The organism is Belnapia sp. AC561 (assembly GCF_979252845.1).
In genome coordinates, this window is sequence record NZ_CEEDBP010000010.1 from 70747 (window position 1) to 97337 (window position 26591).

Below are 26591 nucleotides of genomic sequence, written 5' to 3' on the forward strand. Positions count from 1 at the left end.
GGACCAACAAGAAACGGAGGGAACAGCATGCCGAGCCCCAGCCTGCCGTCCTTGTCGCGCCGTGGGCTTTTGGCTCTGGCGGCCGGCAGCCTCACGGCACCGGCCCTTGCCGCCTATCCCGACCGGCCCATCCGCCTGGTGGTGGGTTATGCCGCCGGCGGTGGCACCGACATCACCGCCCGCGCCGTCGCCACCCGCCTGGGCGCCGAGCTGGGCCAGCAGATCGTGGTGGAGAATCGCGGCGGCGGCGGCGGGTTGCCGGCGATCCAGTCGGTGCTGCAGGCGCCGGCCGATGGCTATTCGGTGATGTTCTCCACCGCCGCGGTGCTGGTGGCGCAGGCGCTCGGCACGCCGATGAATTTCGACCCGCTCGAGGTGCTCGCGCCGGTCGGCCTGATCGGCGTCAGCCCGAATGTGCTGGTCGTGCATCCCTCGGTGCCGGCGCATGACCTGCGGGAGCTGCAGGCCTATGGCCGCAGCCGCGGCGAAGCGCTGCGCTTCGGCTCGCCCAGCATCAGCTACACCACGCATCTGGTCGGGCAGGAACTGGGGATCGAAGTGGAGGAGGTGCGCTACCGCGGCACCGGCCAGCTGATGACCGATCTGCTGGCCGGGCGGCTGCAGGCCTATCTCATCCCGCTGCCGGGCATCCAGGCCGCGGTGCGCTCGGGGGAGTTGCGGGCAATCGCGGTCAGCACCCGGACACCCCTGGCGGCACTTCCCGACGTGGCGACCACCGTGGCGCAGGGCTTCCCCAACCTGATCTCCTTCACCTGGACCGGGCTCGAGCTGCGCAGCGGCACGCCGCCCGAGGCCTTGGAAAGGCTGGGTGCGGCCCTGAACCTCGCCCTGGCCGAGCCGGAGTTCCGGCTGAAGCTGAGCGGATCGGGCGTCGAGGCGGTGGAGCGCACCGATCCCGACAGCTTCCGCACCCTGGTGCTGGAGGACAAGGCGCGGGCGGAGGCGGTGATCCGCCGCTTCAACCTGCGCGGCTAGGCATCGGCCCAGGCGGGGACGCGGCCGCTGCATCCGCCGCGATCTCCTCCAGCAGCCAAGCCCGGAAGGCCTGCAGGGCAGGGATCGCCCGGCCCGGCGGCATGACCAGCCAGTAAAAATCGACGGTATCCACGACCTCGGCGGTGATGCGCAGCAGCCGGCCCTGCCGCACATCCTGCGCCACCAGCATCGGCGAGACGATGACGGCGCCCAAGCCCTCCAGCGCCGCCTGCACCGCCAGGGAGGTGCTCTCGAACAGCAGCGGTGGCCCCTGCAACGGGTGGCCCGTCGCCGCCGCCCAGACCTCCCAATCCCCCGGCCTGACCCGGCTGCCCAGCAAGGTCATCCCCCGCAACCCCTGGGAGCGGGCCATCCGCGCCTGCTCCGACGCGGCATAGGGCGCCACGTCCACCACCTGCAGCCGCTCCGCGCCGGGCGCCGGTGCCTGGTTGGCGGAGCGGATCGCGGCATCCACCGGATCCCGGGCGAAATCCACCGGCGCGATGGAGGTGGTGACCTCCACCTCCTGCCCCGGGTAGCGGGCGCGGAAGCGGGGCAGGCGGGGGATCAGCCAGCGCAGCGCCCAGGTGGTATAGGCCCGCACCCGGAGCGGGCCGTCTGGCCTGGCGCAGATCGCGCTGGTCGCGCCGCGGATGGCGTCGAAGGCTTGGCCGAGCGCCGCGGCGTAATCCTTGCCCGCCGCGGTCAGCTGCACCGAATTGGCGCCGCGATGCAGTAGGCCGGTGCCGAGATGCGCTTCCAGCGCGCGGATGCGCTTGCTGATGGCAGGCTGGGTCACGTTCAGCCGCGCCGCGGCAGTGGTCAGGCTGCCGGTCTCCGCCACCAGCACCAGGGCATGCAGGCTGGCCAAGGGGGGCAGGGTATCGCGCATGTCCAAGCCTAACCTGAGGTTGGCCTACCCCGCCAATTCATTCCTCGCGCGCCCTTGCCGCCGGGTGCAGCATCCGCGCCGGAGAAACGTCTGGAAGCCGGTAAACGATGCCACCCGACCCGCAATCCCCCGCGATTCATCTGCCATGGCCGCTGCGCGACAAGGTCGCCTTCGTCGGTATCGGCACCACGCGCTACGGCAACTTCCCCGAGACCGACAGCTATGGCCTGGGCTGCGAGGCGCTGAATGCGGCGCTCGACGATGCCGGCCTGACGCCGGGCGAGATCGACGGGCTGATTGTCAACCGCATCCCGAGCTACGAGCGCTTCGCGGAGATGATGGGCATCAACCCGCAATACTGCCTGCTGACCGAAACGCCGGGCCGCTTCTCCGCCGTTTCCCTGGCGCTGGCGGCGCAGGCCATCGCCACCGGCGCGGCGAAGACCATCGCCCTGGTCTACGGCAACAACGGCCGCAGCGTGCGGATGATGTATGGCGGCGGCGACAGCCAGTGGAGCCCCTGGGGCATGACCAGCCCCGGCGCCATCCACGCCATGATGTGGCAGCGCCACATGCATGAGTTCGGCACGACGCATGCCGACCTCGGCGAGGTCTCGGTCGCCTTTCGCCACCACGCCACGCTGAACCCCGTCGCGGTCATGCACGGCAAGCCCATCACGCTCGAGGACCATGCCGAGGCGCGGCCGATCTGCGAGCCGCTGAAGCTGCTGGACTACTGCCTGATCAACGACGGCGCCGTCGCCTGGATCATGACGAGCGCCGAGCGCGCCAAGGACCTGAAGCGCCCGCCGGTGCTGCTCTCCGGCTATGCGAGGCAGGACTGCTTCGCCTATGGCAGCGCCCCGGCCGACGACTACTGGCACCCGTCGCTCTCGGCCTGCCGCAGCGTCTACGACCGCGCCGGCATCGGCCGCGACGACATCCAGGGCCTCGGCATCTACGACAATTTCTCGCCGACGGTGATGTTCAGCCTGGAAGGCCTCGGCTTCTGCAAGCAGGGCGAGAGCGGCGACTTCGTCCGCGACGGCACGCTGCGGCTCGGCACCGGGCGCTGGCCGACCAATACCTCCGGCGGACATCTCTCGGACAGCTACATGCAGGGCTGGGGCATCATCGCCGAATGCGTCCGCCAGCTGCGCGGCGACTGCGACAAGCGGCAGATCCCCGATGCCCGTGCCATGCAGTACATCTGCGCCACCCATATCGCGCAAAGCCTGATCCTGCGGAGGGCCGACGCATGACCCTTTCCACCCGGCCGGTTCCCGTCGTCGACAATTGGAACAAGCCCTTCTGGGCGGCCTGCGCCGAGGGCAAGCTGACGCTGCAACGCTGCAAGGCGACGGGGCAATGCTTCTTCCCGCCCGCCCCGGTCTCGCCCTTCAGCGGCCGGCCGGAATGGGACTGGATCACCGCCTCGGGCCGCGGGACGCTGTGGTCCTTCGTGGTCTTCCACCAGAGCTACTTCCCCGGCATGCGTGACGAGCTGCCCTATCCGGTGGTGATGGTGAAGCTGGAGGAAGGCCCCTACCTCCTCACCAACCTCGAGGGGCTCGAGCCCCGCGACCTGAAGATCGGCATGCCGCTCGCCGTCCGCTTTCCCGGCGGGCCGGAGGGTTTCGTCCTGCCGCAATTCGGTCCGGAGGCCTGACGCCATGCCCGACCCGATCATCGTCACCCGGCACGACGGCTGGGCGGAATTGCGGATCGACCGCGAGGCGAAGCGCAACTCCATGGACCGCGCCAGCCGCCAGGGCCTGCTGCGCGCCTTCGAGGCGCTGCGCGGCGAGGCGCGGGCTATCGTCCTCACCGGCAGCGGCGGCAGCTTCTGCGCCGGCATGGACCTGAAGGAGCGCGAGCAGGACCGCCAGCATGGCATCGAGGGCGCCGGCGAGGAATGGATCGCGGTGAACATGGCGATCCGCGCTCATCCCTCGATCTTCATCGCTGCCGTGAACGGACTGGCGCTGGGCGGCGGTGCCACCCTCATCAATGTCTGCGACCTGGCCATCGCCAGCACCAGGGCCAGCATCGGTTGTCCGGAGATGGGTTTTTCGACGTATCCCGGCATGGCGGGGCCGGCGATCCAATTGTCCGGCGTGACCCGCAAGCAGGCGGCCTGGCTGGTCCTCACCACCAACCGCATCGACGGCGCCACGGCGGAACGCTGGGGCATGGTCAACCAATGCGTCGAGCCGGAGGCGCTGCTGCCCACGGCGCGGGCCCTGGCGGAGAAGGTCGCGGGCTTCGATGCCGTGGCGCTGGCCGAGAGCAAGAAGGCGCTCGACCGCATCCCCGGCATCATCACCGACTGGCAGGAAGCGATGGACCACGGCCAGATGGTGAACCTCACCATCCGCTCGAAGACCACCGCCCAGGCGGAGGGCAGTGCCCGCTTCGCCGCCGGCATCAAGAACCCAGGGCAGGGGGTGTGAGCGGGCCGGCGCCGCTCGCCGGACGGCGGGTGCTGGACCTCGGCGCGCTTTGCGAGCAGCGGCCGCATGCGCTGGCCGCATCCATGGCCGCCAAGCTCTGTGGCGCCTATGGGGCGGAGGTGGTGCGGCCACGGCCGGCAGGCGGCGAGCCCTTCGCCAGCCTGCCGCCGCTGCTGCCCGACGGGACCTCGGCGCTCGACCGCTTCCTGAACCTCGGCAAGCACCCCGGCCAGATGAGCGGCCGGTTCGATGCCGCCATCGGCGACGGCGCGACGCTGGCGGCGCATGCCGCCGGCGTGCCGGTCAAGGCGCGCCTCTCGGTCTTCGGCCCGGACCAGCCGGACCCGCCGATGACCGAGCTTGGCCTTGCCGCACTGTCCGGCCTGCTCGGCATCGTCGGCGAGGCACCGCCCGCACCGCCGTCGCGGCTGGCCGGGCACCAGATCGCCTATTCCGCCGGCCTGGCGACCTGCACCGCCCTGCTTGCCGCGCTGCGGGCGGGCGGGGAAGAGATGGTCGATGTCTCGCTTCTCGACGTGACCGCCTGGCTGAACTGGAAGGTGGCGGCGGGGGTGATGGTGATGGGCAGCGCGCCGGTGCGCGGCAGTGCCAAGCTCACTTGGTTCACGGTACCGGCGCGGGATGGGCACGTCGCCCTGGTCTACCAAGACAAGGACTGGCCGCCGCTGCGTGACCTCATCGGCGATCCGCGCCTGCTCGATGAGCGCTTCGCCACCGGCGCCGCACGCGGCGCCAATCGCCTGGCGCTGCTGGAGGTGATCGGCCCCTGGTTCGCCGCCCGCAACCGCGCCGAGATCACTGCGGCGGCGCAGGCGCGGCGGGTGCCGATCGGGCCGGTGAAATTTCCCGCCGAGTTGCTGGAGGATGCGCAGTACCGCGCCCGCGGCTTCCTGGCGCCGGATGGCACGCCATCCCTGCCGGTCGGCTGGGACGGCCGGCGCCTGGAGATGGCCGATGCCGCAACCTGATCCCGCCCTGCCCCTGGCCGATATCCGCGTCGTCGACCTCGGCTGGATCACCGCCGGCGCCGCCTCCTCCACCATGCTGCTCGACCTCGGCGCCAGCGTCGTGAAGGTCGAGGGCCCGGGCGCCCCCGACCCCTTCCGCCAATGGGAAGGCGCCGACCTCGGGACCGACTGGTGGAACCGCTCCCCCTTCTTCGCCTTCACCAACCGCGGCAAGCAATCGCTCTGCCTCGACCTGAAGGACCCGCTCGGGCGGGACGCACTGCTGCGCCTGCTGGAAGGCGCCGACGTGCTGGTGGAGAATTTCCGCCGCGGCGTCATGGCCTCCTTCGGGCTCGATGCCGCCATGCTGCGCCAGCGCTTCCCGCGCCTGGTCATCGCCAGCATCTCCAGCCAGGGCGAGACCGGGCCCGACCGCGACATGGTCTCCTTCGGCTCGACCCTGGAGGCGACCGGCGGGCTGGCGGCGCTGACCGGGGCCGGCGATGCCCCGGTGATCACCGGGCGCGACGTGAACTACCCGGACCAGGTGGTCTGCCTCTTCGCCTCGGGCGCCATCATCGCCGCGTTGCTGGAGCGGGACCGCACCGGGCAGGGCGCGCATCTCGACCTTTCGCAGCGGGAGCTGACCAGCTTCCTGCTGGGCGAGGAGCTGATCGCGGCCGCTGCCGGCGCGCCCTCGCCGCGTCACGGCAATCTCGACCCAGGCGAGCCGGCGGAGCGGCTGATGGCCGATGGCCAAGGGGGCTGGCGGGTCGAATGGCCCGGTGGCAGCGCGCCGGTGCGGGACGGCGTGACGCTGGCCGCCGCCGCGGATTTCGCCGCCGGTACCGCCGTGCTGCGCAGTCCGGATGGCGCCCCGGCCAAGGGCATCCCGTTCCGGCTGGCCCGGCGCCCGCTGGCGGTGCGGGACTGCTGCCACGCGCTGGGCGCCGACAACCATGCGGTGCTGCTCGCCGCCGGCTTCGAGGCAGATGACATCGACCGGCTCGAAGCGGCCGGCGTGTTGGCCGACCGGCCGCGTCCGACCGGGCGCGGCTGAACAAGATCAACCTGGCAAACCAGGATCACCGGAGGAACCGACCTTGCGACCCGTCACCTATACGCCGCTGGGGCGCCGTGGGCTGCTGACCCTGGCCACCGGGCTGGCCATCGCCGCGCCGGCGCGCGCCGAGACCTACCCAACGCGGCCGATCCGGCTGATCGTCCCCTATACCCCAGGCGGCGGCACGGACAATCTCGGCCGCCTTGTTGCCCGCACGCTGGGGGAGCGGCTGGGCCAGCCGGTGGTGATCGAGAACCGCGGCGGGGCCGGCGGCAATATCGGCCAGGCCGCGGCCGCCCAGGCTGCGGCGGATGGCTATACCACGCTGATCACCGGCAACGGCATCGCCATCAGCGACCTGCTGTTCCGCAACCCCGGCTACGACTGGAAGAAGGATTTCGTGCATATCGCGCGCTTCGCCAGCACGCCGATGCTGCTGGTGGTGAACAACGACGTCCCGGCGCGCAGCCTGGCGGAGTTCATCGCCTATGCCCGGGCCAATCGTGGCAAGCTCAACCACGGCACACCCGGTGCCGGCACCTCCCAGCACCTGGCGGCGGCGCTGTTCGACGACCTGGCGGGAACGCAGATCATCCACGTCCCCTATCGCGGCACCGGCCCTTCGGTCACCGGGCTGCTGACCGGCGAGGTGGAGGTGATGTTCGCCTCGGCCAGCGCGGTCGAGACCCTGATCCGCGAAGGCAAGGTGCGCGCCCTGGCCACGACCGCGGCAACCCGCGCGCGCGCCTGGCCGGAGCTGCCGGCGATCGGCGAAGCGCTGCCGGGCTATGCGGCGGAGCTCTGGTACACCTTTGCCGCGCCGGTGCGGACGCCGCCCGCCATCGTGTCGACGCTGGAAGCCGCGGCGAAGGACATCATGGCCAATGAGGCTTTCTGCAACCTCTTGATGGAGCGCGGCTTCGATCCGGCTTATCTCGGCCATGCCGCGCTGGATGCCGCATTGGACGCGGATCGGCGGCGGTGGGAGCCGGTCCTGCAGCGCACCGGCATCACCCCGGAGTGAGGATCGCTGCCAACGCTGTTCGCGGTGCGGCGACCGCTGCCCGGCACGTCGGAACAGGCAGCCTGACCTAAGCAGCTAGCCGGGGCGGAAACCCTCAATCACCCGCAGCACCTCGGGGCGGATCGTCGCCCAGTCCGCCAGCGGGGCGGAGCCGATGATGAGATAGCTGCGGCCCCGCCCGAAGAGGCAGACCGCCCGCACCATCACCGGAATTCGGCTGCCGATGGCGATGGCCTGCGACTCGATCGCCCGCCCCGGCAGACCGGCGGCTTCGATGACCTCCTCTGCCGGCAACAGGTTGAAGTGGAAGGGGCGGAAGTGGCGCAGGCTGGCGGCGAGATGCCCTGGCCGGTCGGCTGGCGCCACCGGCCGTTGCGCCCGCACCAGGACCATGCCGGTCTCCCGCGCAGCGGGTGCCGCCTGGCTGTCCCGCAGCACGGTCCAGCCGAAGGCTTGGTTGGTGATGCGCAGCCGCTGGCCTTCGGGAAGGCCGAAAGGCGAGGCCGCCGCCAGCAGGACATCGCGTCGCATCCAGGCTTCCATGCCGGAAGCCTAGCGCCATGGGCCGGCCGCGGCCAGTCCAGCGGGCATTTTCGGCATGGATTGCGCGCGGGGCGCGCAACCCATTGCTCAAGCCGCGTTGTCGATTCCGGAGGTAGGCGAATGGCAGACCCGGAGGATCGTGACGCCGGCTTCTACTGGATCAGTATCGATGGCCAGGAAGTCGAGGTCGCGCAGTGGCAGAGCGAATGGAGCCAATGGCTGGTGACCGGCAGCACAGAGCCCCTGTCGGATGCGGTATCCGCGCATGTGCTAGTGCTGAGCGAGGCGCTGCCGGTGCCGGTGGTGGACATGGCGCGCGCCAAAGCCGGTTAGTATCGCAAGCGACGTGGTTGGCGGGACGCCCGCAGGGGGGCATCATGCCGGCAAAGCCGGGAGATCCTGATGCACGCCCCCATTCTCGCCGCGGCCCTTGCCGCGGGCCTCGTACTGCTCGCCCCCGGCTCGCTCAGGGCGCAGGGTCCGGCCCAAGGGTCTGCTTCCCAAGGTGCTGGCCAAGGGTCTGGCCAGGGGCCAGCACAGGGCCAACCCCAGGCCGCCGGCCCGACCCTGGCGGCGGTGAAGGGGCGGGACCTGCTGATCTGCGGCACCTCCACTGGCGCCGCCGGCTTTTCCCTGCCGGATAGCCGGGGCGAATACCGGGGCATCGACAACGACCTGTGCCGCGCCGTAGCCGGTGCGACGCTGGGCGACCCGACCAAGATCCGCTGGGTGCCGCTGACCACCACGGCGCGGCTGACGGCGCTGCAGTCCGGCCAGATCGACGTGCTGATCCGCACCGTGACCTGGACCCAGGGGCGCGACACGGCCAACGGGTTGAACTTCACCGCGGTGAGTTTCTTCGACGGCCAGGGCTTCCTGCTGCGCGCCTCGCTTGGGCTGAAATCCGCCAGCGAGCTGGTCGGCGCCTCCATCTGCGTCGTCGCCGGCAGCACCAACGAGCTGAACCTGTCGGATTGGGCGCGGACCAACAACATCCGCTACAACCCTGTGGTCTTCGAGCAGAACGACGAGGCCCGGCGCAGCTACCTGGCCGGGCGCTGCGACGCCTATTCGACCGATGCCAGCCAGCTCGCGGGGCTCCGCGCCTCCTTCCCCAATCCGGCCGAGCACGTGATCCTGCCGGAGATCATCAGCAAGGAGCCGCATGCGCCGGTGGTCCGGCACGGCGACGACCAGTGGTTCGACATCATCCGCTGGACCTTCTTCGCGCTGCTGACGGCGGAGGAGCTGGGCATCACCCAGGCCAATATCGATAGCTTTCTCACCAGCCAGAATCCTGAGGTCCGCCGGCTGCTCGGGCTCTCCGGCGACCATGGGCCGCTGATGGGCCTCGACCGGCGCTGGGCCTATTGGGCCATCAAGGCGGCGGGGAATTACGGCGAGATCTTCGAGCGCAACCTCGGCATGGGCAGCCCGATCAAGCTGCCGCGCGGACTGAACGACCTCTGGAGCCGCGGTGGGCTGATGTACGCGCCGCCGATCCGCTAGGGTGCGGGGAAACCGAGAGGAAACCCCGATGTCCAAGCTGCCGCTGGGCTGCGCGATCGCCAGCCTGCTCGCCTTCGCCGCGCCGGCCGCCATGGCCCAGCCTGCTGGCCCCAACTCCGGCCCCGGTCCGCGCGACGTCCCCGCCCGCAGCCTGCCGGTGCCGAGCTCGCCCAGCCCGCAGGTGCAGCGGCTGATCGCCGCGCCGCTGCGCCAGGGTTGGAACACCCCGCCGACCACGCCGGAAGGTTGGCGCGCCCTGGCCGAGGCCGGCGCTGCCGCCACCCGGCTCGGCCTGCCCGGTCTGCGGGAGCGGCTGAAGGTGGATGTCGAGGCGGCCGAGATGGGCGGCGTGAAGGTCTTCCGCGTCACCCCGCGCGAGATCCGGCCGGAGAACCGCAACCGCCTGCTGATCCATGTCCATGGCGGCTGCTACGTGCTGAACCCCGGTGAGGCCGGGCTGCCCGAGGCCATCTTCATGGCCGGCTTCGGCGGCTACCGCGTCATCTCGGTCGACTACCGCATGCCGCCGGAGGCCTATTTCCCCGCCGCGCTCGACGATGCCATGGCGGTCTGGAAGGCGGCGCTGCAGACCACCGATGCGCGGAACATGGCGATCTTCGGCAGCTCCGCCGGCGGGGCGCTGACGCTCGAGATGGTGCTGCGGGCCAAGGCGGAGGGGCTGCCGCTGCCGGCCGCCATCGCCCCGGGCACGCCCATGTCGGACGTGACCGGCGTCGGCGACAGCTTCCAGACCAATGGGCTGGTCGACAACGTGCTGGTCGCGGTAGACGGCTTCTGCGATGCGGCGACGCGCTTTTACGCCAATGGCCACGACCTGCGCGACCCGCTGCTCTCGCCCATCTACGGCGATGTGCGCGGCTTCCCGCCGACCATCCTCACCACCGGCACCCGCGACCTGCTGCTGAGCAATACCGTGCGGATGCACCGGGCGCTGCGCCAGGCCGGCGTCGAGGCCTCGCTGCAGGTCTTCGAGGGCCAGTCCCACGCGCATTACTACCGCGACGACACCGCGCCCGAGAGCCGCGAGGCCTTCGGCGAGATCGCCGGCTTCTTCGACCGGCATCTGGGTAAGTAGCTCGGGGGCAAGTAGCTCGGTGGCAAGTAGCGCTCAGGGCACCGCGACGGCCGGCGCCATCAGCCAGGCCGTCGCCGGGAAGGCCAGCGCGGCGATCAGCGTGGAGAACAGCACCACGGCGGAGACCTCGTCCTCCGCCGCCTGGTTGCGCTGGGCCATGACGAAGGCATTGGTCGCCGTCGGCATCGCGGCCAGCAGCACGCCGGACTGCACCCAGAAGGGCTCCAGCCGCAGCACCGTGCCCAGTACGACCCAGACCAGCAGCGGATAGGCCGCCAGCTTCGCCATGACCGCCCCGCCGGCCGCCGCCAGCAGCCGCCGGTCGATCTTCAGCCGCGCCAGCGTGCCGCCGAGGGCAAAGAGCGCCGTCGGCCCCGCCGCGGCGCCGAGGAAGCCGAGGAAGCGCTCGATCGGCCCCGGCAGCGGGATGCCCGCGGCGCCGAGCAGCGCCCCGCCGGTGATGGAGAGCAGCACCGGGTTCAGCGCGACCGAGCGCAGCGCCCGCAGCCCGTTGCGCAGCCCGGCGCCGGGGACGGCCGGGGCCATCAGCACGGAACCGAGGGCGAGGACCACCGCGACCTCCGACATGATGGACATGGCGATCGGCCCGGCCCCGCGTTCGCCCAGCAGCGGCAGCAGCAGCGGCGGGCCGAGATAGCCGACATTGCCCATGGCCGCCGCCGCGCCGATCGCCGCCGCCGGGCCGCGCCGGCGGAAGGGCAGGGCGGCCAGCATCACGGCGCCGAAGATGCCGAGGCAGGCGCCGAGGTAGCCGAAGAAGAAGCCGGCCTCGAAGCTTCGCGCCAGTGGTTGCGCCGCCATGAGACGCAGCAGCAGCGCCGGGAGGGCGAAGAGGAAGGAGAAGGCGCCGACCGCATCGACCATCGCCGGCTGGATCAGGCGCAGCCGTGCCGCGCCCAGCCCCAGGCCGACCACGGCGAAGATCGGCAGGCAAAGGGCTAGGAAGGCAATCACCGGGGCAGCATAACCGGCCCCGCTTGCCCCGTCGCCCATTGCGCGCTTGGCTGCGCCGAACAAAAGGAGACGCAAGCATGGAATTCGGCATCGCCATGGCGACCGACGCCACCGCCTGGAAGCTGACGGCCCGGGCCGAGGAGCTCGGCTTCCGCACCGCCTGGTTCTACGACACCCAGATGCTGAGCGCCGACTGCTTCGTCGCCATGGGCGCCGCGGCGGTGAAGACCAGCCGCATCCGGCTCGGCACCGGGGTGCTGATCCCCTCCAACCGCATTGCGGCGGTCACCGCCAATGCCTTCGCCACCCTGAACAAGCTGGCGCCGGGGCGGGTCGATATCGGCATCGGCACCGGCTTCACCGGGCGGCGGGCCATGGGCCTCGGCGCGATGAAGCTGAGGGATTTCGAGGAATACATCCGCGTCATGCTCGCCCTGCTGGCCGAGGAGACGGTGGAGACCGAGATCGAGGGGGCGCGGCACAAGATCCGCCTGCTGAATCCCGACCTGGGACTGATCGATACCCGGACGCCGATGCGGCTGCATCTGGCCGCCGCCGGCCCACGCGCCCGGGCGCTGACGGCGCGGCTGGGGGCCGGTTGGATCAACTTTTTCTCCGACGTCCCTGCCGCCGTCGCCATGCTGGGCGAGATGCAGCAGGCCTGGGGTGCCGCCGGCCAGGCGAAGGCGCTGGAAGCGACGGCCTTCGTCCTCGGCTGCGTGCTGGAGGAGGGCGAGCCTTGCGACAGCCCCCGCGCCATGGCCCAGGCCGGACCGCGCGCCGCAGTGCTGCTGCATCGGGCGGCGGATGAGGTGCTGTCCGGCCTGCCCAACATCTCCCCGGTGCCGGAGCAGTGCCGCGCGGCGGTGGAGGGCTATGTCGCCCTGGCCCGTAGCTTCGAGCCGAAGGACGCGCCCTACCTCAACAACCACCGCGGCCACCTGATGTTCGTCAAGCCGGAGGAGAAGCCCTTCGTCACCGCCGAGATGATCCGCATCAGCAGCTTCACCGCGACCGAGGCCGAGCTGCGCCAGCGGGTCGGCGACCTGCGGGATGCCGGCTATACCGAGTTCACCGTGCAGATCGTCCCGGGGCAGGAGGCGGCGATCGAGGATTGGGGCCGCATCATGCGGGCCTTTCGGTAGCCTCGCGGCGAATATTTTCGCGCGCCGCCGCCTCCCACCAGCCCGGCACCTGGCCGGACCGGAAGATGGCCGGTTCCGCCAGCAGCCCGGCCAGGAAGGCGCGACGGCCGGTGCGGAACGCCGCCTCCGGCACCATCGCGTATTCCCGCCGCACCCGGGCGGTATTGTCCGCGAAGCCGGCGGGGTCGCAGGCCAGCCCGGCGAGGTCCAGGTCGCAGAACAGCCGGTTCCGCGGGGCCATGGCGGCCAGATGGTCGGCGGTGGCCTCGATCATGTCGATGGCCTGGTCCAGCACCACTGGGTCCAGCCGCAAGGCGGAACCGATCCGGGCCAACTGCCGGGCCGATTCCGTCTCGTTCCGGCCCTTGGGCGCCGGGATGTCGTAGATCAGGTCGTGATAGGCCGCGGCCCAGAGGATCGCCCGATCCCCGGCATCGCCGCCGAGCGCCAGCCAGGTGGCCCAGATGCCGCCGACATGCTCGCCGTCGTGGTAGTGGCGGGCCGGTCCGGCATAGGCGGTGGCGACCTCCGCCCGCATGGCCTCCGGCAAGGCGGCCAGCAGGGCGTTCCAGCCTTCGGCGGAGCGCCGGATCGGTGCCGTCATGGCCGCAACCGTTCAGCCCTCCGCCAACGCCGCCTCGATCGCCGCCGCGGTGCGGAACAATGCGGCATCGGCCATGTGCTCGCCGGTCAGCATCAGCCCCACCGGTGCCTCGCCCGGCCGCTGGATCGGCAGGCTGATGCTGCAGCGGTCGAGGAAATTGCCGACTGCGGTATTCCGCAGCAGGAGCATGTTGATCCGGTTGTACTCGCCCTCGGCTTCCACCTCGGCGATGGCGGGCGGGACGATCGGGCAGGTCGGCGTCACCATCGCATCGAAGGCTTCCGTCCGCTTCGCCACGGCAGTGCAGAGCCGGGCGCGGGCGGCGAGGAGGTCGATGTAGTCCGCCGCGCTCATGCGCTCGCCGCGGCGGATGCGGGCGAGGATGCGCGGGTCGTAGCCCGGGCCGCGGACGCCGATCAGGCCGCGGTGCCAGGCCCAGGCCTCGCTGGCCGCAAAGCCGCCGGTGGCATTGACCGTCGGCAACTCGGCGAGTTCCGGGATATCGAAGAGCTCGATCCGCGCGCCGGCGGCAGAGAGCCGCGAGAGCGCGCGCTGGAAGGCATTGCCCACGGTGGTGTCGATGTCGTCGGTTAGGAAGGTCCGCCGCGGCAGGCCAAGCCGTAGCCCGGCGAGTGCCCGGGGCGCCACCGGCTGCGGCGATTCGACGCCGCTGATCACCGCATCCAGCAGGGCGCAGCAGGCGACGCTGCGGGCCAGTGGCCCGACCGAATCGAGCGAGGGCGCCAGCGGCAGCACGCCGGCGATGGGCACGCGCTTCGCCGTCGGCTTGTAGCCGACCACGCCGCAGAGCGCCGCCGGCACGCGGCAGGAGCCGCCGGTATCGGTACCCAGCCCACCAAAGCCCATGTGATCCGCCGCCGCGACCGCCGCGCCGGAGGAGGAACCACCGGGCAGCCGCCCGGTGGCGCGGTCCCAGGGACTGCGCGGCGTGCCGTAATGCGGGTTCACGCCCAGGCCGGAGAAGGCGAATTCCACCATGTTGGTGCGGCCAAGGATGACGAAGCCCTGGCGCCGCAGCCGCGCCACCACCGGCGCATCCTGGCTGGCCGCTGGCGCATCCTTCAGGACGGCGGAGCCGGCCGGGGTCGGATGGCCATGCTCGTCGAACAGGTCCTTGACGGTGATGGGAATGCCGGCCCAAGGGCTGGGCGCCCGGCCGGCATGACGCAATGCGTCCATGGCCCGGGCCTCGGCCCGGGCCGCCTTGGCATGCACGGCGGTGAAGGCACGCTGGCCCTCGCCACCCGGTTCGGCGATGCGGTCGAGCGCGGCATCGACCAGGGCTTCGGCGGAAATTCGACCGCTGGCCAGGGCGGCGGCGGCGTCGGCGATGTGCTGCATGGCCGGATGCTGGCCAGGATTGACGGCCAGCACAAGATGTTTACCCGGCTATTACTCCGGATCGTTCGCGGGCGGATTGCGCACGATTTCAGCCATGGCCGGTGGGAACATCACCACACCGAACATCCAGCCCTCCATCAGCTGGAACTCCGCGCCGGACTCCTCGTCGCTCATGCATCCATCCTCTCACATCGTGGCATATAACGTGAAAGAGGATGAAATGGCTCCGCAACTCTCAGTGAATTTCCGGCTCCGGCGTCGGCGCCCCAGCTTCCAGGAAGTCGAAGTCGCAGCCTTCATCGGCCTGGCGCACATGGGCGAGATGCAGGGCGGTCCACCCGCGGGCATAACGGGTCGGTGGCGCGACCCAGGCGGCGCGACGTGCCTCCATCTCGGCCGGATCGACCAGCAGGTCCAGTGTACGGTTCGGGACGTCCAGCCGGATGAGATCACCGTTGCGGACGAGCGCCAGCGGCCCGCCGACATGCGATTCGGGCGCCACATGCAGCACGCAGGTGCCGTAGCTGGTGCCGGACATGCGGGCATCTGACAGCCGCACCATGTCGCGGACGCCTTCTTTCAGCAGCTTCTTCGGGATGGGCATCATGCCCCATTCCGGCATGCCGGGCCCACCCTGCGGCCCGGCCTGGCGCAGCACCAGCACGCTATCGGCCGTGACCTCCAGGTTGGGGTCGTCGAGGCGCGCATTCATGTCGTTGTAGTCCTCGAAGACCACGGCCGGGCCGGTGTGGGTCAACAGCTTCGGGTCGGCGGCGCTGGTCTTGATGACGGCGCCGCGCGGCGCGAGCGTGCCGCGCAGGATGGCGACGCCGCCTTCCGCCTGCAGCGGCCGGTCGAGGGGACGGATGATCTCCTCGTTGTAGATCTCGGCGCCGTCCAGGTTCTCCCCGAGGGTCGCGCCGGTGACGGTGCGGGCAGTGAGATCGAGGTAGGGCGCCAGCCGCGCCAGGAAGGCCCGCGCCCCGCCGGCGTAGAAGAAATCCTCCATCAGGAAGGTGTCGCCGTTCGGCCGCAGGTTGGCGATCAGCGGCACCCGGCGGCTGATGGCATCGAAGCGCTCGAGGTCGAGCTGGAAGCCGCCGCGCCGCGCCATGGCGATGAGGTGCGGGATGGCATTGGTCGAGCCGCCGAAGGCCATGGTCGCGGTAACGGCATTGTCGATGCTGGCCTGGCTCAGCAGCCGCGCCGGGGTCTCATCCTCCCAGACCATGTCCACGATGCGGCGGCCGCAGGAGGTCGCCATGCGCGGATGTGCGGAATCGGCGGCGGGGATCGAGGAGGCGCCGGGCAGGCACAGGCCCATCGCTTCCACCGCCAGCATCATCGTTGCCGCGGTGCCGGCCGTCATGCAGGTGCCGAAGGACCGCGCGATGCCGGTCTCCATGTCCTTCCACTGCGCCTGGCTGATGTTCCCGGCGCGGAGCTCGGCATGGTACTTCCACACGTCGCTGCCCGAGCCCAGCTTCTTGCCGTGCCAGTTGCCGCTCAGCATCGGCCCGGCGGGGACGAAGATGCAGGGGAGGCCGGCCGAGAGCGCGCCCATGACGAGCGCCGGCGGCGTCTTGTCGCAGCCGCCGAGCAGCACAAGGCCATCGCAAGGATGGCTGCGGGCCAGCTCCTCCGTCTCCATCGCCAGCAGGTTGCGGTAGAGCATGGAGGAGGGCTTCTGGTACTGCTCGGTGACGGGATGCGCCGGCAGTTCCACCGGGAAGCCGCCGGCCTGCCAGACGCCGCGCTTCACCTCCTCCGCCCGGGTGCGGAAATGGGCGTGGCAGACGCTGAGGTCGGACCAGGTATTGATGATGCCGATGACCGGCTTGCCGCGGAAGTCCTGCTCGGAAAGCCCGGTCTGCAGCAGGCGGGAGCGGTGGCCAAAGGCGCGGATGTCATCCACGCCGAACCAGCGGTGGCTGCGCAGCTGCTCGGCCGTCTTGCGGCGCGGCTGGTTTCCCATGGGCTTTCCCTCCGGCGTGACTTCCGGGGCAAACTGCCACCTGCTATAGCAGATGTCCATGTCCACCGCCGTCGAACCCTTCGCCGAGGCCGAGACCCTGTCGCTGGGCGAGCGCGCCTACCGGCGTCTGCGCGACAGCATCGTCCAGGGCACGCTCCAGGCCGGCAGCCGCATCTCGGAACGCAGCATGGCGAGCGCCCTCGGCATCTCCGCCCAACCGGTGCGGGAGGCCTTGCGGCGGCTGGAACAGGACGGGCTGGTGGTGACCCTGCCACGGCGCGGCACCGTGGTGGCGGAATTCGGACTGGAACGGCTGGCCGAGCTGGGTCGCATCCGGGCCGCGCTGGAAGGGGTTGCCGCGGCGCTGGCGGCCGAGCGGATGACCGGCGAGGACCTCGCCAGCCTGGGCGAAGTGGTGCGCGGCATGCGCACGGCGACGGCGGCGGCGGATACCGAGGCGCTGGCCGAGCTGAACGAGCGCTTCCACGCCCTGCTGCAGGGCGCGACCGGCAATATGTTCCTGGTGCGCTCGCTTGAGGCGCTGCGCGCCTATGACGATCTCGGCCGGCTGCGTGCCATCGGCAGCGCGCCGAAGGACATGCCGAAGGCGTTGCGCGAGCATGTCAGCATCCTCGCCGCGCTGCGGGCGAGGGACCCGGTGCTGTCCGAGGCACGGATGCGGGCACATGTGCTGCGGTCGCTCACCACCAATGGTGTTCTCTCGCCCCCCAGGAAACGCCCCGCATGACGCCCGATGCCCTGGCCGCCGCGCTATCCGGGATTTCCGGCATTCTGGTGACGCCCTTCGATGCGGCGGATGCCATTGCCCCGGCAAGGCTAGTGCCCATCGTCGAAGCCTGTGTCGCGGCCGGTATCGATGCCGTGACAATCAATGGCAATACCAGCGAATTCTATGGCCTGACCTATGCCGAGGCCGAGCGCATGCAGGCCGAGGTGCCAGCCCTGGTCGGCGGGCGCATGGCGGTGACGGCGGGCATCGGCCGCAGCGTGTCGGAGGCCTGCGCCCTGGCCCGTCGTGCCGCCGCCGATGGCGCCGATGCCATCATGGTCCACCAGCCACCCGATCCCTTCGTCGCACCGCGCGGCGTGGTCGCCTATGTGGCGCGCGTGGCCGAGGCGGCGGGGTTGCCCGTGGTGCTCTATCTCCGCAACGACGGGATCGGCCTGCCGGCGATCGAGGCGCTGACCCGCATCCCCGGCGTCGTCGCAGTGAAATGGGCGACGCCCAATCTCATGGTGCTCGCCCAGGCGATGCGCCGGGCGGCCGAGGGGGTCGGCTTCATCTGTGGGCTGGCGGAGCCCTGGGCGCCGCCGATGACCGCGCTCGGCGCGCGGGGCTTCACCTCCGGCCTGATCAATGTCGCGCCGGAGCGGTCAGCCGCCATCCGGGATGCGTTGCGGGCGGGCGACTACGCCGGGGCCAATGCCGCCATCGCCGCGATCGGTGGCTTCGAGGCGCTGCGGTCGGAGGAGCAGAACGGCGCCAATGTCGCGGTGGTGAAGGCGGCGCTGATCCTGGCCGGGATCGAGGCCGGCGCCGCCCGGCCGCCCGCGGCCTGGCCGCTGCCGCCCGGTTCGGCCGCGGCCTTGCGGGACCTCATGGCCCGCTGGGGCAAGCTCGCACGCCAGCATTGACTTCTCGGCGAGGCGGGGAGCATCCTGCTATCTGCTATAGCAGGTAGTGGGCGACGCAAGATCGCCCTGCGGAGGGGATTTCCATGCAGAGCATCGCCTTGACCCGTCGTCTTATGCTCGGCGCGACCTTGGCAGCCCCCTGGATCGGCGGCCGTGCCAGTGCCCAGGGCCTCACCCTCCGCGCCGCCGACATCCACCCCGATGGCTATCCGACCATCGAGGGCGTGAAATACATGGGCAAGCTGCTCGAGGAGCGGACCGGCGGCCGCATCCGCATCCAGATGTTCCATTCCCGCCAATTGGGCGACGAGAAGGACAGCCTTGAGCAGACCCGCTTCGGCGTCATCGACATCACCCGCGTCAATACCGCGCCGCTGAACAACTTGGTCCCGGAAACCCTGGTGGCAGGCCTGCCCTTCCTGTTCCGCGACACCGCACATATGCAGAAGGTAATGGACGGGCCGATCGGCGAGGATATCGGCCGCGCGACCCTGCCGCATGGGCTGGTGACGCTGTGCTACTACGATGCCGGCGCGCGCAGCTTCTACACGCGCGGCAAGCCGGCGCGGACGCCGGACGACCTCAAGGGCATGAAGATCCGGGTCCAGCAATCCGACATGTGGGTGGCGATGATGCGCGCCTTCGGCGCCAATGCCACGCCGCTGCCTTATGGTGAAGTCTATTCCGCCCTGCAGACCGGCGTCGTGGATGGCGCGGAGAACAACTACCCTTCCTACCTCACCGCGCGGCATTTCGAGGTGGCGAAGCACTACGCCCTCACCGAGCATTCCCTCACGCCCGAGATCGTGGCGATGAGCAAGCGCAGCTTCGACCGCATCGCCAAGCCGGACCAGGAGATCATCCGCGCCGCGGCGAAGGAAAGCGTGCCGCATATGCGCGGCCTCTGGGTGAAGATGGAGGAGGATGCGCGCAAGCAGGTGGAGGCCGGCGGCGCGCTGATCGTCGAGGCCGACAAGCCGGCCTTCGCCAGGCTGGTGCGCCCGGTCTACGACCAGTTCGTGCGGGATGCCAAACTGAAGCAATTGGTCGAACGCATCCGGGAAGGCTGAGCGGTGCGCGCATTCTCGGCCCTGCTGGACGGCGCCGTCCGGGTGGCACTGTTCGTCGCCGGGCTGGCATTGGTGGTGATGACGGGCGTGGTCGCCTGGGGTGTCTTCGGTCGCTTCGTGCTGAACGACACGCCGGCCTGGGCGGAAGCCTCGGCACTGCTGCTGATGGGCTGGGTCATCCTCGGCGCTGCCGCGGCCGGGGTGCGGGAAGGCTTCCACATGGGCTTCGAGACCCTGCGCGACGTGCTGCCGCCGCCGCTCGCACTGGCCTGCAAGGTCGTCTCGGATGCGGTCATCACCATCTTCGGCGCGGCGATGGCCTGGTATGGCGCTGATCTGGCGCTGACGGTCTGGGATGCGACCCTGCCGACGCTGGGCCTGCCGGGGACGGTGGAATACCTGCCGATCACCCTGGGTGGGGTGCTGATGGCCTTGTTCGGGGTGGAACGGCTGCTGGCGCATGTCGTCACCGGCGCCGACCCGGTGGGCGTGCCCAAAGACACCATCCTGACCGATAGCTGAGGGCACGGATTTGGAACTGACCCTGTTGCTCGGCGCCTTCACGCTGCTGCTGCTGATCGGCTTGCCGGTCGCCTTCTGCCTCGGCGCCGCGGCTTTCGCCACCGTGCTCTACATGGACCTGCCACCGATCGTGGTGTTCCAGCAGCTGGCATCGGGCATGAACGTCTTCTCCATGCTGGCGATCCCCTTCTTCATCTTCGCCGGCGACCTGATGATGCGCGGCCAGATCGCCGACCGGCTGGTGGCGCTGGCGGCCGCCATGGTCGGGCATCTGCGCGGTGGGCTGGGGCAGGTGAATATCGTCGCGGCGACGCTGTTCGGCGGCGTCTCCGGCTCGGCGGTGGCGGATGCCAGCGCGGTCGGCGGGGTGATGATCCCGCAGATGAAGGCGCGCGGCTATGCGCCGGACTATGCGGTGAACGTCACCGCCAATGCGGCGCTGATCGACCTGCTGATCCCGCCCAGCCACAACATGATCCTCTATGTCATCGCGGCCGGCGGGGCGATCAGCGTGGCGGACCTCTTCACCGCCGGCATCGTGCCGGGGCTGGTGATGATGGTCTCCCTCATGGTCGTCGCCTGGCTGGTCGCGGTAAAGCGCGGCTACCCGCGGGAGGCCTTCCCGGGTTGGGCCATGCTGGCGCGGCTCGTCTTCAACGCCATCCCCGGGCTGATGCTGATCGTCATCATCTTCGCCGGCGTCCGCAGCGGCGTCTTCACCGCGACCGAGAGCGCCTGCGTCGCGGTGATCTATGCGCTGCTGGTGGTGCTGTTCGTGTACCGGAGCCTGCGCTGGGAGGGGTTCGTCTCGGCGATTGGCGGTGCGGTGCGGACGACCGGCATGGTGATGCTGATCATCGGCACGGCCTCCGCCTTCGGCTGGCTGATGGCGCTGCTGCAGGTGCCGGCGATGACCGTCGCCATGATGCGCGGCATCACCGACGACCCGCTGATGACCCTGCTGATCATCAACGTCATCCTGCTGCTGCTCGGCACCTTCATGGACATGGCGCCGCTGATCATGATCGGCACGCCGATCTTCCTGCCGGTGGTCAAGGCGATCGGCATGGACCCGGTGCAGTTCGGGATCGTGCTGATCGTCAACCTCGGGATCGGCACCATCACCCCGCCGGTCGGGCCGGTGCTGTTCGTCGCCTGCGCGGTTGGCAAGGTGAGCATGTGGGATGCGACCAAGACCAGCGGGCCCTTCTATGGCGCGATGGTCGTGGTGCTCGCCCTGGTCACCTATGTGCCGGCGCTGTCGTTGTGGCTGCCGGCGCTGTTCCGCTGAGGGGCGCGGAAGCGCGAAGCTGGCCGGTGACGCGGAAGGCAACCAGCGCCGCCGCGGCGCCGAAAACCACCGAACCGATGGCCTGCCCCAGCATGATCCCGGCCGGACCATGACTGATGCCGAGCATGACCAGCGGGATGGTCCCCAGCGTCGCCCGGCCCCAGTTGAAGGCGGTGGATAGCAGCGGCCGGCCGAGGTTGTTGAAGACCGCGTTCGAGACATAGAGCGCGCCGATGAAGACGAAGCTGCCCGCCGTCCAGGAGCAGAACAGCCGGACGATCTCGGCCGTCGCGTCGCGGGCGGAGAAGGCCGCCACCAGCAGGTCCTGTGCCAGCCAAAGCACCGCCCAGGCCCCGAGCACCGCCACCAGGGTGAAGACCATGCTGTCCCGCACTGCGCTGCGCACCCGGTCGTAGCGTCCGGCACCGGCATTCTGCGCGACGATCGGCCCGACCGCCCCGGTCAGCGCATAGACCAGGCCGAAGGCGACCGGGGTGATGCGGTCGATGGTCGCCTGGCCGGCGACGGCCGCCGGGCCGAACAGCGCCATGCTGCCGGTGACATAGGCGGCGGCCACCGGCGTGGCGAGGTTGGAGAGCACCGCCGGCCCGGCGACCGACAGGATGCTGCGGGTATCGGCGCCGAAGGCGGCCGGCGTGAAACGGCCGAGCAGCCGGTGGCTGTGGGTCACGCCATGCCAGCCGACGAAGGCCAGGAATACGCGGGACAGCACCGTGCTGATCGCCGCCCCCGTCAGGTCCAGCCCCAGGCCGAAGATCAGCAGCGGGTCGAGCACCGCCGTGGCGAAGGCGGCGGCCAGGGTTACGTTCATGGACCGCCGCGCATCGCCGACCGAGCGCAGCAGCGCGGCGAAGCACATGCCGGCGGCGAGGAAGGGGACCGAAACCGCGGTCAGCGCCAGGAAGCCCGCCGCCAGGCTGCGGGTCTCGCCCTCGGCCCCGAGCAGCCGCAGGATGGGCTCAAGCGCCGCGACCGTCGCGATGGCGACCAGGGAGGTCGCCAGGATGATCAGCACCAGCCCGGCGGTGGCCAGCCGGCGCGCCTCCGCAAGTTGGCCGGCGCCGATCCGGGTGGAGACTGCGGCGCTGACGCCGATGGTCAGGCCGATCGCCAGCGAGACCTGGAAGAAGCCCACCGTGCCGGCGAAGCCCACCGCCGCGGCGACCGGCTGCTGCCCAAGCATCGAGATATAGAGCAGGTTGAGCAGGTCCACCGCAAAGATGGCGACCAGCCCGATGGCGCCGGTGCTCGCCATGACGGTGACATGGCGCATGGTTGAGCCCGTCAGGAAGCGGGCATTGTGGTCGGTGGCGCTGGCCAAGGGAGTATCCAGACGATGGGGGAAGCCCAGCCTTAGGTCGGGCCCCCACCCATTGGTTCCGGCCGGTGCCGGAAAGTCTACTCGGCGGCCTGACGCATCGGGGCCAGCAGCGGCACCGCTCCTGGCAGGGCATCGCTGGTCCAGAGCTGGTCCAGCAGGGCGGCCGCCGCGCGCTCGCCGATCACCGGGGCGACCAGTTCCAGGAATTTCTCGGACAGCTCGGCATCGCTCAGCGGCGCGTCCGGGTCGCCCTTGCGGGTCGGCTGGAAGCGGTACAGCTCCCGGCCGTCGTTGAGGGTGATCCAGACCTTGGCGGCGCGCTGGCCGGGATAGGCGTCGGCCAGCTCGGGGTCCAGTTCCACCGTCACCTTCGGCATGATGGCGCGGATGGCGGGGTTCACCAGGTTTTCCGGCTCGAAGGCCGCGATCCGCACCCCGCCGAGGACGAGCAGCGCGCCGATGGTGAACTGGACGGAGAAGCGGGCTTCCTGTTCGGTGCTGATCACCGGGCGGTCGCAGATGCTCTTCGTCGGGCCGTAGCCGCCGACGTGAATCTTGGCAACGTCGGTCGCCTTGAAGCCATGTTCCGCCTGCAGGTCCCGCACCGCGTCCAGCGCGGCGAAGATATGGCCGCAGCAGCCATGGTTCTTAAAGGTCATCTCGGTGATGCAGATGCGGCTGTCGAGATCGGCGAAGGCCTTGTCCCACTTGCCGGTATCCTCGCTGGTCGCCGCGGCGAAGCCCTTCGGCCCATGCAGCGCATCCAGCGCGCCGGTGACGCCCGCCGCCGCCGCGATGGCCGCGAGTGAGCCGGCATCGGCGGCATGGCCGGGATGCAGCGGCTTCGACATGGAATCCGATAGGAAGGCCTGCTGCAAGCCGCCGGCGAAGGTCGCGGCGGTGGCGATGGCATGGCCGATCTTCGTCGCATCGCAGCCCAGCGCCACGGCGGTCGCCACCGCCGCGCCGAAGGTGCCGACGGTGCCCGTCGTGTGCCAGTTCTTGTAGTGGCTCGGCTGCACCGCCATGCCGATGCGGCAGGAAACCTCGTAGCCGGCGGTGATGGCGCGGAGCAGCTGCTCCATCGTCCCGCCATGGGCCTGGAGCGTGGCCAGCGCCGGGGCGATGGTGGGGCAGCCCGGGTGGTAGCCGGCATCGCGGAAGATGTCGTCGAATTCGACGGTATGGCTGGCCGTCGCGTTCAGCAGCGCGGCATGGCGCAGCGGCCCGGGCTTGCCATCGACGTAGCAGGTCGCCCGCCCCGGGCCGCGTTCCGCTGCCATGGCGGCCGCCAGCAGGGTGGCGGGCGGCTTGGAGCAGCCGGGCAGCAGCGCCGCGAACCAGTCGATCAGCGCCCGGCGGGCGTGATGCGCCACCTCGGGCGAGAGCGGCCGGTCGCGCCAGGATGCGGCGTGTTCGGCGAGGACGGGAAGCGGGTTCTCCACCATGCTGTGACTCCTTCTGAAGGCCGTCCGATTCACGCTTCGGGCCATGCGGCCCTCCGCGATCGGGCGGGGCTACGCGTTGCCGCGCAGCACCTCCTGGTTGATGACCACGTCGGGGTCGAGCTTGCCGTCGAAGACCTGCAGGATGCTCTCGGCGCAGGACAGCGCCATGCGGCGCAGGCTCTGATCCGTCGCCGCCGCGGTATGCGGCGTGCAGAGGACGTTCGGCAGCTTGAGCAGCGGGTTGTCCGGGCTTGCCGGCTCCTCCCAGAAGACGTCGAGGCCGGCGGCGGCGAGATGGCCCGAGGTCAACGCCCCGGCCAGCGCCTTCTCGTCCACCAGGGTCCCGCGCGCGGTATTCACCAGCACCGCGCCGCGCTTCATCGAAGCGAAGAACTCGCCGTTGACGCTGCCGCGGGTCTTCTCGTTGCTCGGCAGGTGGATGGTGACGACATCGGCCTCGGCCAGCCCGGCCTGGAGGTCCTTCACCGGGATGAAGCCGGCGCCCTTGATGGTGTTCTGCGGGATGAAGGGGTCGCGGACCAGCACCTTCATGCCGAAGGCATGGGCCAGCCGGGCGACGCGCCCGCCGATGCGGCCGAAGCCCATCACCAGCAGGGTGCGGCCGGCCAGGTCGAAGGTCGCCGGCACCGGCGGGTTGGACCAGCGCAGCTCGCGCGTCGCCGCATCGTAGAAGCGGGTCTGCCGGGCGATGTTCAGCAGCAGCATCATCGCATGCTCGGCGACCGAGGTTGCATTGGCATCTGGCGTGACCGTCAGCGGGATGCCGCGCTCGGTCAGCGCCGGCACATCCACCGCGTCGTAGCCGACGCCGTGCCGCGCCACGATGCGCAGGTTGGTCGCATGCGCGAGGAAGGCGCGGTTGATCGGCGTGGCGCGGACGATGACCGCATCCGCCTTCGGGATGGAGGCGGCGATGGTTTCGTCATTCACCGGGTTCAGCACCTCCACCGTCACGCCGGGGCGGGCGCGCAGCAGGGCCAGGGCTTCAGGATGGACGGGGCGGAGACAGACGACATGGGGCATGGTTCAGGGTCCTAGTCGGCGGTTGCGCCGGAAAGCCGGACGATCTCCGCCCAGCGCGGGATCTCGGCACGGATGAAGGTCGCGAAGTCCTCGGGGGTGCTCGGGGCCGGCTCGCTGCCCTGCTCGGCGAGGGGCTTCATCAGTGCCTCGCTGCGCAGCGCCGCGCCGATTTCGGCCGAGATGCGGTTCACCGCCGCGATGGGCGTCCCGGCCGGGGCGACGATGCCGTTCCAGAGCGGGATGGCGAAGCCGGGGAGGGTCTCGCCCACCGTCGGCACATCGGGCAGCAGGGCGGAGCGCCGGGGCGTGGTGACCGCCAATGGCCGGAGCTGCCCGGCCTGGACGGCGCCGATCACCTCGACCAGGGGCGAGGCCAGCATCTGGATCTTGCCCGCCATCAGGTCGGTCGCCGCCGGGGCGCCGCCGCGATAGGGGATATGCACCAGCTCCAGCCCGGCTTTGGCGGCGAAGAGGGCGGAGGCGAGATGCAGCGAGGTGCCGGAGCCGGCGCTGCCGTAGTTGACTTGGCCAGGCCGCGCCTTGGCATAGGCGATCAGCCCGGGGAGGTCGCGGACCGGCAGATCGGGGTTCACCACGATCAAATTCGGAATCACCGCCACCTGGGAGATCGGGGCGAAGTCCTTCAGCGGGTCGAAGGGTAGGGTTTTATACAGCGCCTTGTTGGCGGCCAGGATGCCGCTGACCGCCATGAACAGGGTGTGGCCATCCGGCGTGGCCCGGGCCGCTGCCTCGGCGCCGATATTGCCGCCGGCGCCCGGCCGGTTCTCGGCGACGACCGGCTGGCCGAGCCGGTCGCCCAGTGCCTGGGCGACCAGCCGCGCCGTCACATCCGTGCTGCCGCCGGCGGCGAAAGGGATGATCAGGCGGATCGGCCGATCCGGCGCCCAGTTCTGGGCGAGGGCCGGGCAGGGGAGGGCGGCCATGACCGCCAGCAGGCTTCTTCTTTTCATTACCCGTCCTCCCTCTCAGCCCGGGCTACATCATTGCAGATGCGCCGACTTGCCCATGATGGCCTCGCGCATCCGCGCCTGGAGGATGCTCGCCTCACGCGGCGGCAGCACCAGCGGCAGGGTCTGCTCGTCGATCTTCACCTGGGCAAAGAGCGGCCCGGCTCCGGCATGGATCGCCTGGCGCAGCGCCAGCACCTCCTCCGGCGTCTTCACCAGGCGGCAATCGCCGATGCCGGCGCCCTTCGCCATCGCCACGAGGTCGACGCCGTGATGCGTATGCGTCTCCTGCATGCCGGTCTCGCCGTAGTGCTCGTTGTCGAGCACGACGATGGAGAGGTTCTTCGGCCGCTGCACCGCGATGGTCGCCAGCGAGCCGATGCCCATCAGCATCTCGCCGTCGCCGGTGATGACCAGCACCTTGCGGTCCGGCTGGGCCAGCGCCAGGCCGAGGCCCATCATCGCCGCGCCGCCCATGCCGCCCCAGAGCGGCAGGTTCTCCGGGCAGTCGCCCGCGGCGGTGATGTCCCAGGCCGGCGCGCCGAGGCCGGCGATGCAGAGCATGCCGCGGCGGTCCTCGAGCAGGGCGGAGACCACGGTGCGGCGGAGCAGCTTGCCGGTCGCGCCGGTTTCGATGTTTGCCAT

At 70.5% G+C, this 26591-nt stretch carries 28 protein-coding genes; 16 read left to right on the forward strand and 12 right to left on the reverse strand.

Annotated elements, in window-relative coordinates:
• Positions 1 to 27: 27 nt before the first annotated feature.
• Positions 28 to 996 carry a Bug family tripartite tricarboxylate transporter substrate binding protein gene (locus AC0IW9_RS10785; RefSeq protein ID WP_471648238.1) on the forward strand — a complete coding sequence of 323 codons (969 nt, stop codon included), beginning with the start codon at positions 28 to 30 and terminating at the stop codon, positions 994 to 996.
• Here AC0IW9_RS10785 and AC0IW9_RS10790 read toward each other — a convergent pair.
• Positions 980 to 1888 (reverse strand): LysR substrate-binding domain-containing protein, encoded by a 909-nt coding sequence (locus AC0IW9_RS10790; RefSeq protein ID WP_471648239.1) that lies wholly within the window; start codon positions 1886 to 1888, stop codon positions 980 to 982. The genes AC0IW9_RS10785 and AC0IW9_RS10790 overlap by 17 nt on opposite strands.
• Positions 1889 to 1995: 107 nt before the next feature.
• Here AC0IW9_RS10790 and AC0IW9_RS10795 point away from each other — a divergent pair, with 107 nt between their 5' ends.
• The 6 genes from AC0IW9_RS10795 to AC0IW9_RS10820 are packed head-to-tail and all read left to right on the forward strand — an operon-like array spanning position 1996 to position 7396.
• Positions 1996 to 3150 carry a thiolase C-terminal domain-containing protein gene (locus AC0IW9_RS10795; protein WP_471648240.1) on the forward strand — a complete coding sequence of 385 codons (1155 nt, stop codon included), beginning with the start codon at positions 1996 to 1998 and terminating at the stop codon, positions 3148 to 3150.
• The gene (locus AC0IW9_RS10800; protein WP_471648241.1) at positions 3147 to 3557 is read left to right on the forward strand and encodes a Zn-ribbon domain-containing OB-fold protein; all 411 of its coding nucleotides are present in this window, start codon (positions 3147 to 3149) and stop codon (positions 3555 to 3557) included. The genes AC0IW9_RS10795 and AC0IW9_RS10800 overlap by 4 nt, the downstream gene beginning before the upstream one ends.
• Before the next feature lie 4 nt (positions 3558 to 3561).
• On the forward strand, positions 3562 to 4341 hold the full coding sequence (locus AC0IW9_RS10805; protein ID WP_471648242.1) for an enoyl-CoA hydratase/isomerase family protein: 780 nt from the start codon (positions 3562 to 3564) through the stop codon (positions 4339 to 4341).
• Entirely contained in the window at positions 4338 to 5330 is a 993-nt protein-coding gene (locus tag AC0IW9_RS10810) for a CoA transferase (RefSeq protein ID WP_471648243.1), read from the forward strand. The genes AC0IW9_RS10805 and AC0IW9_RS10810 overlap by 4 nt, the downstream gene beginning before the upstream one ends.
• Positions 5317 to 6369 (forward strand): CaiB/BaiF CoA transferase family protein, encoded by a 1053-nt coding sequence (locus AC0IW9_RS10815; RefSeq protein ID WP_471648244.1) that lies wholly within the window; start codon positions 5317 to 5319, stop codon positions 6367 to 6369. The genes AC0IW9_RS10810 and AC0IW9_RS10815 overlap by 14 nt, the downstream gene beginning before the upstream one ends.
• Positions 6370 to 6412: 43 nt before the next feature.
• Complete coding sequence (locus AC0IW9_RS10820; protein WP_471648245.1) at positions 6413 to 7396, forward strand: Bug family tripartite tricarboxylate transporter substrate binding protein; 984 nt, start codon at positions 6413 to 6415, stop codon at positions 7394 to 7396.
• 75 nt (positions 7397 to 7471) lie between these two features.
• Here AC0IW9_RS10820 and AC0IW9_RS10825 read toward each other — a convergent pair whose 3' ends face one another.
• Positions 7472 to 7927: a hypothetical protein gene (locus AC0IW9_RS10825; protein WP_471648246.1), complete on the reverse strand. Its 456-nt coding sequence runs from the start codon at positions 7925 to 7927 to the stop codon at positions 7472 to 7474.
• 132 nt (positions 7928 to 8059) lie between these two features.
• Here AC0IW9_RS10825 and AC0IW9_RS10830 point away from each other — a divergent pair, with 132 nt between their 5' ends.
• The 3 genes from AC0IW9_RS10830 to AC0IW9_RS10840 all read left to right on the forward strand — a co-directional run bounded on the left by AC0IW9_RS10830 (position 8060) and on the right by AC0IW9_RS10840 (position 10544).
• Positions 8060 to 8272: a hypothetical protein gene (locus tag AC0IW9_RS10830; protein ID WP_471648247.1), complete on the forward strand. Its 213-nt coding sequence runs from the start codon at positions 8060 to 8062 to the stop codon at positions 8270 to 8272.
• A 69-nt stretch (positions 8273 to 8341) separates the two neighbouring features.
• Complete coding sequence (locus AC0IW9_RS10835; protein WP_471648248.1) at positions 8342 to 9448, forward strand: amino acid ABC transporter substrate-binding protein; 1107 nt, start codon at positions 8342 to 8344, stop codon at positions 9446 to 9448.
• A 28-nt stretch (positions 9449 to 9476) separates the two neighbouring features.
• Positions 9477 to 10544: an alpha/beta hydrolase gene (locus tag AC0IW9_RS10840; RefSeq protein ID WP_471648249.1), complete on the forward strand. Its 1068-nt coding sequence runs from the start codon at positions 9477 to 9479 to the stop codon at positions 10542 to 10544.
• A 33-nt stretch (positions 10545 to 10577) separates the two neighbouring features.
• Here the strand turns inward: AC0IW9_RS10840 and AC0IW9_RS10845 are convergent, their stop codons facing one another.
• On the reverse strand, positions 10578 to 11519 hold the full coding sequence (locus AC0IW9_RS10845; protein ID WP_471648250.1) for an AEC family transporter: 942 nt from the start codon (positions 11517 to 11519) through the stop codon (positions 10578 to 10580).
• A 77-nt stretch (positions 11520 to 11596) separates the two neighbouring features.
• Here AC0IW9_RS10845 and AC0IW9_RS10850 point away from each other — a divergent pair, with 77 nt between their 5' ends.
• Positions 11597 to 12664 carry an LLM class flavin-dependent oxidoreductase gene (locus AC0IW9_RS10850; RefSeq protein ID WP_471648251.1) on the forward strand — a complete coding sequence of 356 codons (1068 nt, stop codon included), beginning with the start codon at positions 11597 to 11599 and terminating at the stop codon, positions 12662 to 12664.
• On the opposite strand, the gene AC0IW9_RS10855 is transcribed toward AC0IW9_RS10850, so the two are convergent.
• The 4 genes from AC0IW9_RS10855 to araD form a co-directional block, all read right to left on the reverse strand.
• The gene (locus AC0IW9_RS10855; RefSeq protein ID WP_471648252.1) at positions 12645 to 13268 is read right to left on the reverse strand and encodes an HD domain-containing protein; all 624 of its coding nucleotides are present in this window, start codon (positions 13266 to 13268) and stop codon (positions 12645 to 12647) included. The two genes, AC0IW9_RS10850 and AC0IW9_RS10855, sit on opposite strands and share 20 nt — an antisense overlap.
• Before the next feature lie 12 nt (positions 13269 to 13280).
• Entirely contained in the window at positions 13281 to 14630 is a 1350-nt protein-coding gene (locus AC0IW9_RS10860; RefSeq protein WP_471648253.1) for an amidase, read from the reverse strand.
• 51 nt (positions 14631 to 14681) lie between these two features.
• Positions 14682 to 14804, reverse strand: a complete 123-nt coding sequence (locus AC0IW9_RS10865) for a hypothetical protein (protein WP_471648254.1) — start codon at positions 14802 to 14804, stop codon at positions 14682 to 14684.
• Positions 14805 to 14865: 61 nt separating this feature from the next.
• Positions 14866 to 16605, reverse strand: coding sequence for an L-arabinonate dehydratase (gene araD, locus AC0IW9_RS10870; protein ID WP_471648255.1), 1740 nt, complete (start codon positions 16603 to 16605; stop codon positions 14866 to 14868).
• A gap of 58 nt (positions 16606 to 16663) precedes the next feature.
• Here araD and AC0IW9_RS10875 point away from each other — a divergent pair, with 58 nt between their 5' ends.
• From AC0IW9_RS10875 to AC0IW9_RS10895, 5 genes are all read left to right on the forward strand, one after another.
• Positions 16664 to 17353: a GntR family transcriptional regulator gene (locus AC0IW9_RS10875; RefSeq protein ID WP_471648256.1), complete on the forward strand. Its 690-nt coding sequence runs from the start codon at positions 16664 to 16666 to the stop codon at positions 17351 to 17353.
• On the forward strand, positions 17350 to 18261 hold the full coding sequence (locus AC0IW9_RS10880; protein WP_471648257.1) for a dihydrodipicolinate synthase family protein: 912 nt from the start codon (positions 17350 to 17352) through the stop codon (positions 18259 to 18261). The genes AC0IW9_RS10875 and AC0IW9_RS10880 overlap by 4 nt, the downstream gene beginning before the upstream one ends.
• A gap of 98 nt (positions 18262 to 18359) precedes the next feature.
• On the forward strand, positions 18360 to 19331 hold the full coding sequence (locus AC0IW9_RS10885; RefSeq protein ID WP_471648258.1) for a TRAP transporter substrate-binding protein: 972 nt from the start codon (positions 18360 to 18362) through the stop codon (positions 19329 to 19331).
• A 3-nt stretch (positions 19332 to 19334) separates the two neighbouring features.
• Complete coding sequence (locus AC0IW9_RS10890; RefSeq protein ID WP_471648259.1) at positions 19335 to 19853, forward strand: TRAP transporter small permease; 519 nt, start codon at positions 19335 to 19337, stop codon at positions 19851 to 19853.
• 10 nt (positions 19854 to 19863) lie between these two features.
• Positions 19864 to 21144 carry a TRAP transporter large permease gene (locus tag AC0IW9_RS10895; protein ID WP_471648260.1) on the forward strand — a complete coding sequence of 427 codons (1281 nt, stop codon included), beginning with the start codon at positions 19864 to 19866 and terminating at the stop codon, positions 21142 to 21144.
• On the opposite strand, the gene AC0IW9_RS10900 is transcribed toward AC0IW9_RS10895, so the two are convergent.
• The 5 genes from AC0IW9_RS10900 to AC0IW9_RS10920 all read right to left on the reverse strand — a co-directional run bounded on the left by AC0IW9_RS10900 (position 21095) and on the right by AC0IW9_RS10920 (position 26591).
• On the reverse strand, positions 21095 to 22486 hold the full coding sequence (locus AC0IW9_RS10900) for an MATE family efflux transporter (RefSeq protein ID WP_471648261.1): 1392 nt from the start codon (positions 22484 to 22486) through the stop codon (positions 21095 to 21097). The two genes, AC0IW9_RS10895 and AC0IW9_RS10900, sit on opposite strands and share 50 nt — an antisense overlap.
• Positions 22487 to 22563: 77 nt before the next feature.
• Positions 22564 to 23934: an MmgE/PrpD family protein gene (locus AC0IW9_RS10905; protein ID WP_471648262.1), complete on the reverse strand. Its 1371-nt coding sequence runs from the start codon at positions 23932 to 23934 to the stop codon at positions 22564 to 22566.
• A 69-nt stretch (positions 23935 to 24003) separates the two neighbouring features.
• Complete coding sequence (locus AC0IW9_RS10910; protein WP_471648263.1) at positions 24004 to 24978, reverse strand: hydroxyacid dehydrogenase; 975 nt, start codon at positions 24976 to 24978, stop codon at positions 24004 to 24006.
• An 11-nt stretch (positions 24979 to 24989) separates the two neighbouring features.
• Positions 24990 to 25949 (reverse strand): Bug family tripartite tricarboxylate transporter substrate binding protein, encoded by a 960-nt coding sequence (locus AC0IW9_RS10915; RefSeq protein WP_471648264.1) that lies wholly within the window; start codon positions 25947 to 25949, stop codon positions 24990 to 24992.
• Between the two features lie 30 nt (positions 25950 to 25979).
• A complete protein-coding gene (locus tag AC0IW9_RS10920) occupies positions 25980 to 26591 on the reverse strand; it encodes a thiamine pyrophosphate-dependent enzyme (RefSeq protein WP_471648265.1) in 612 nt (203 codons plus the stop codon).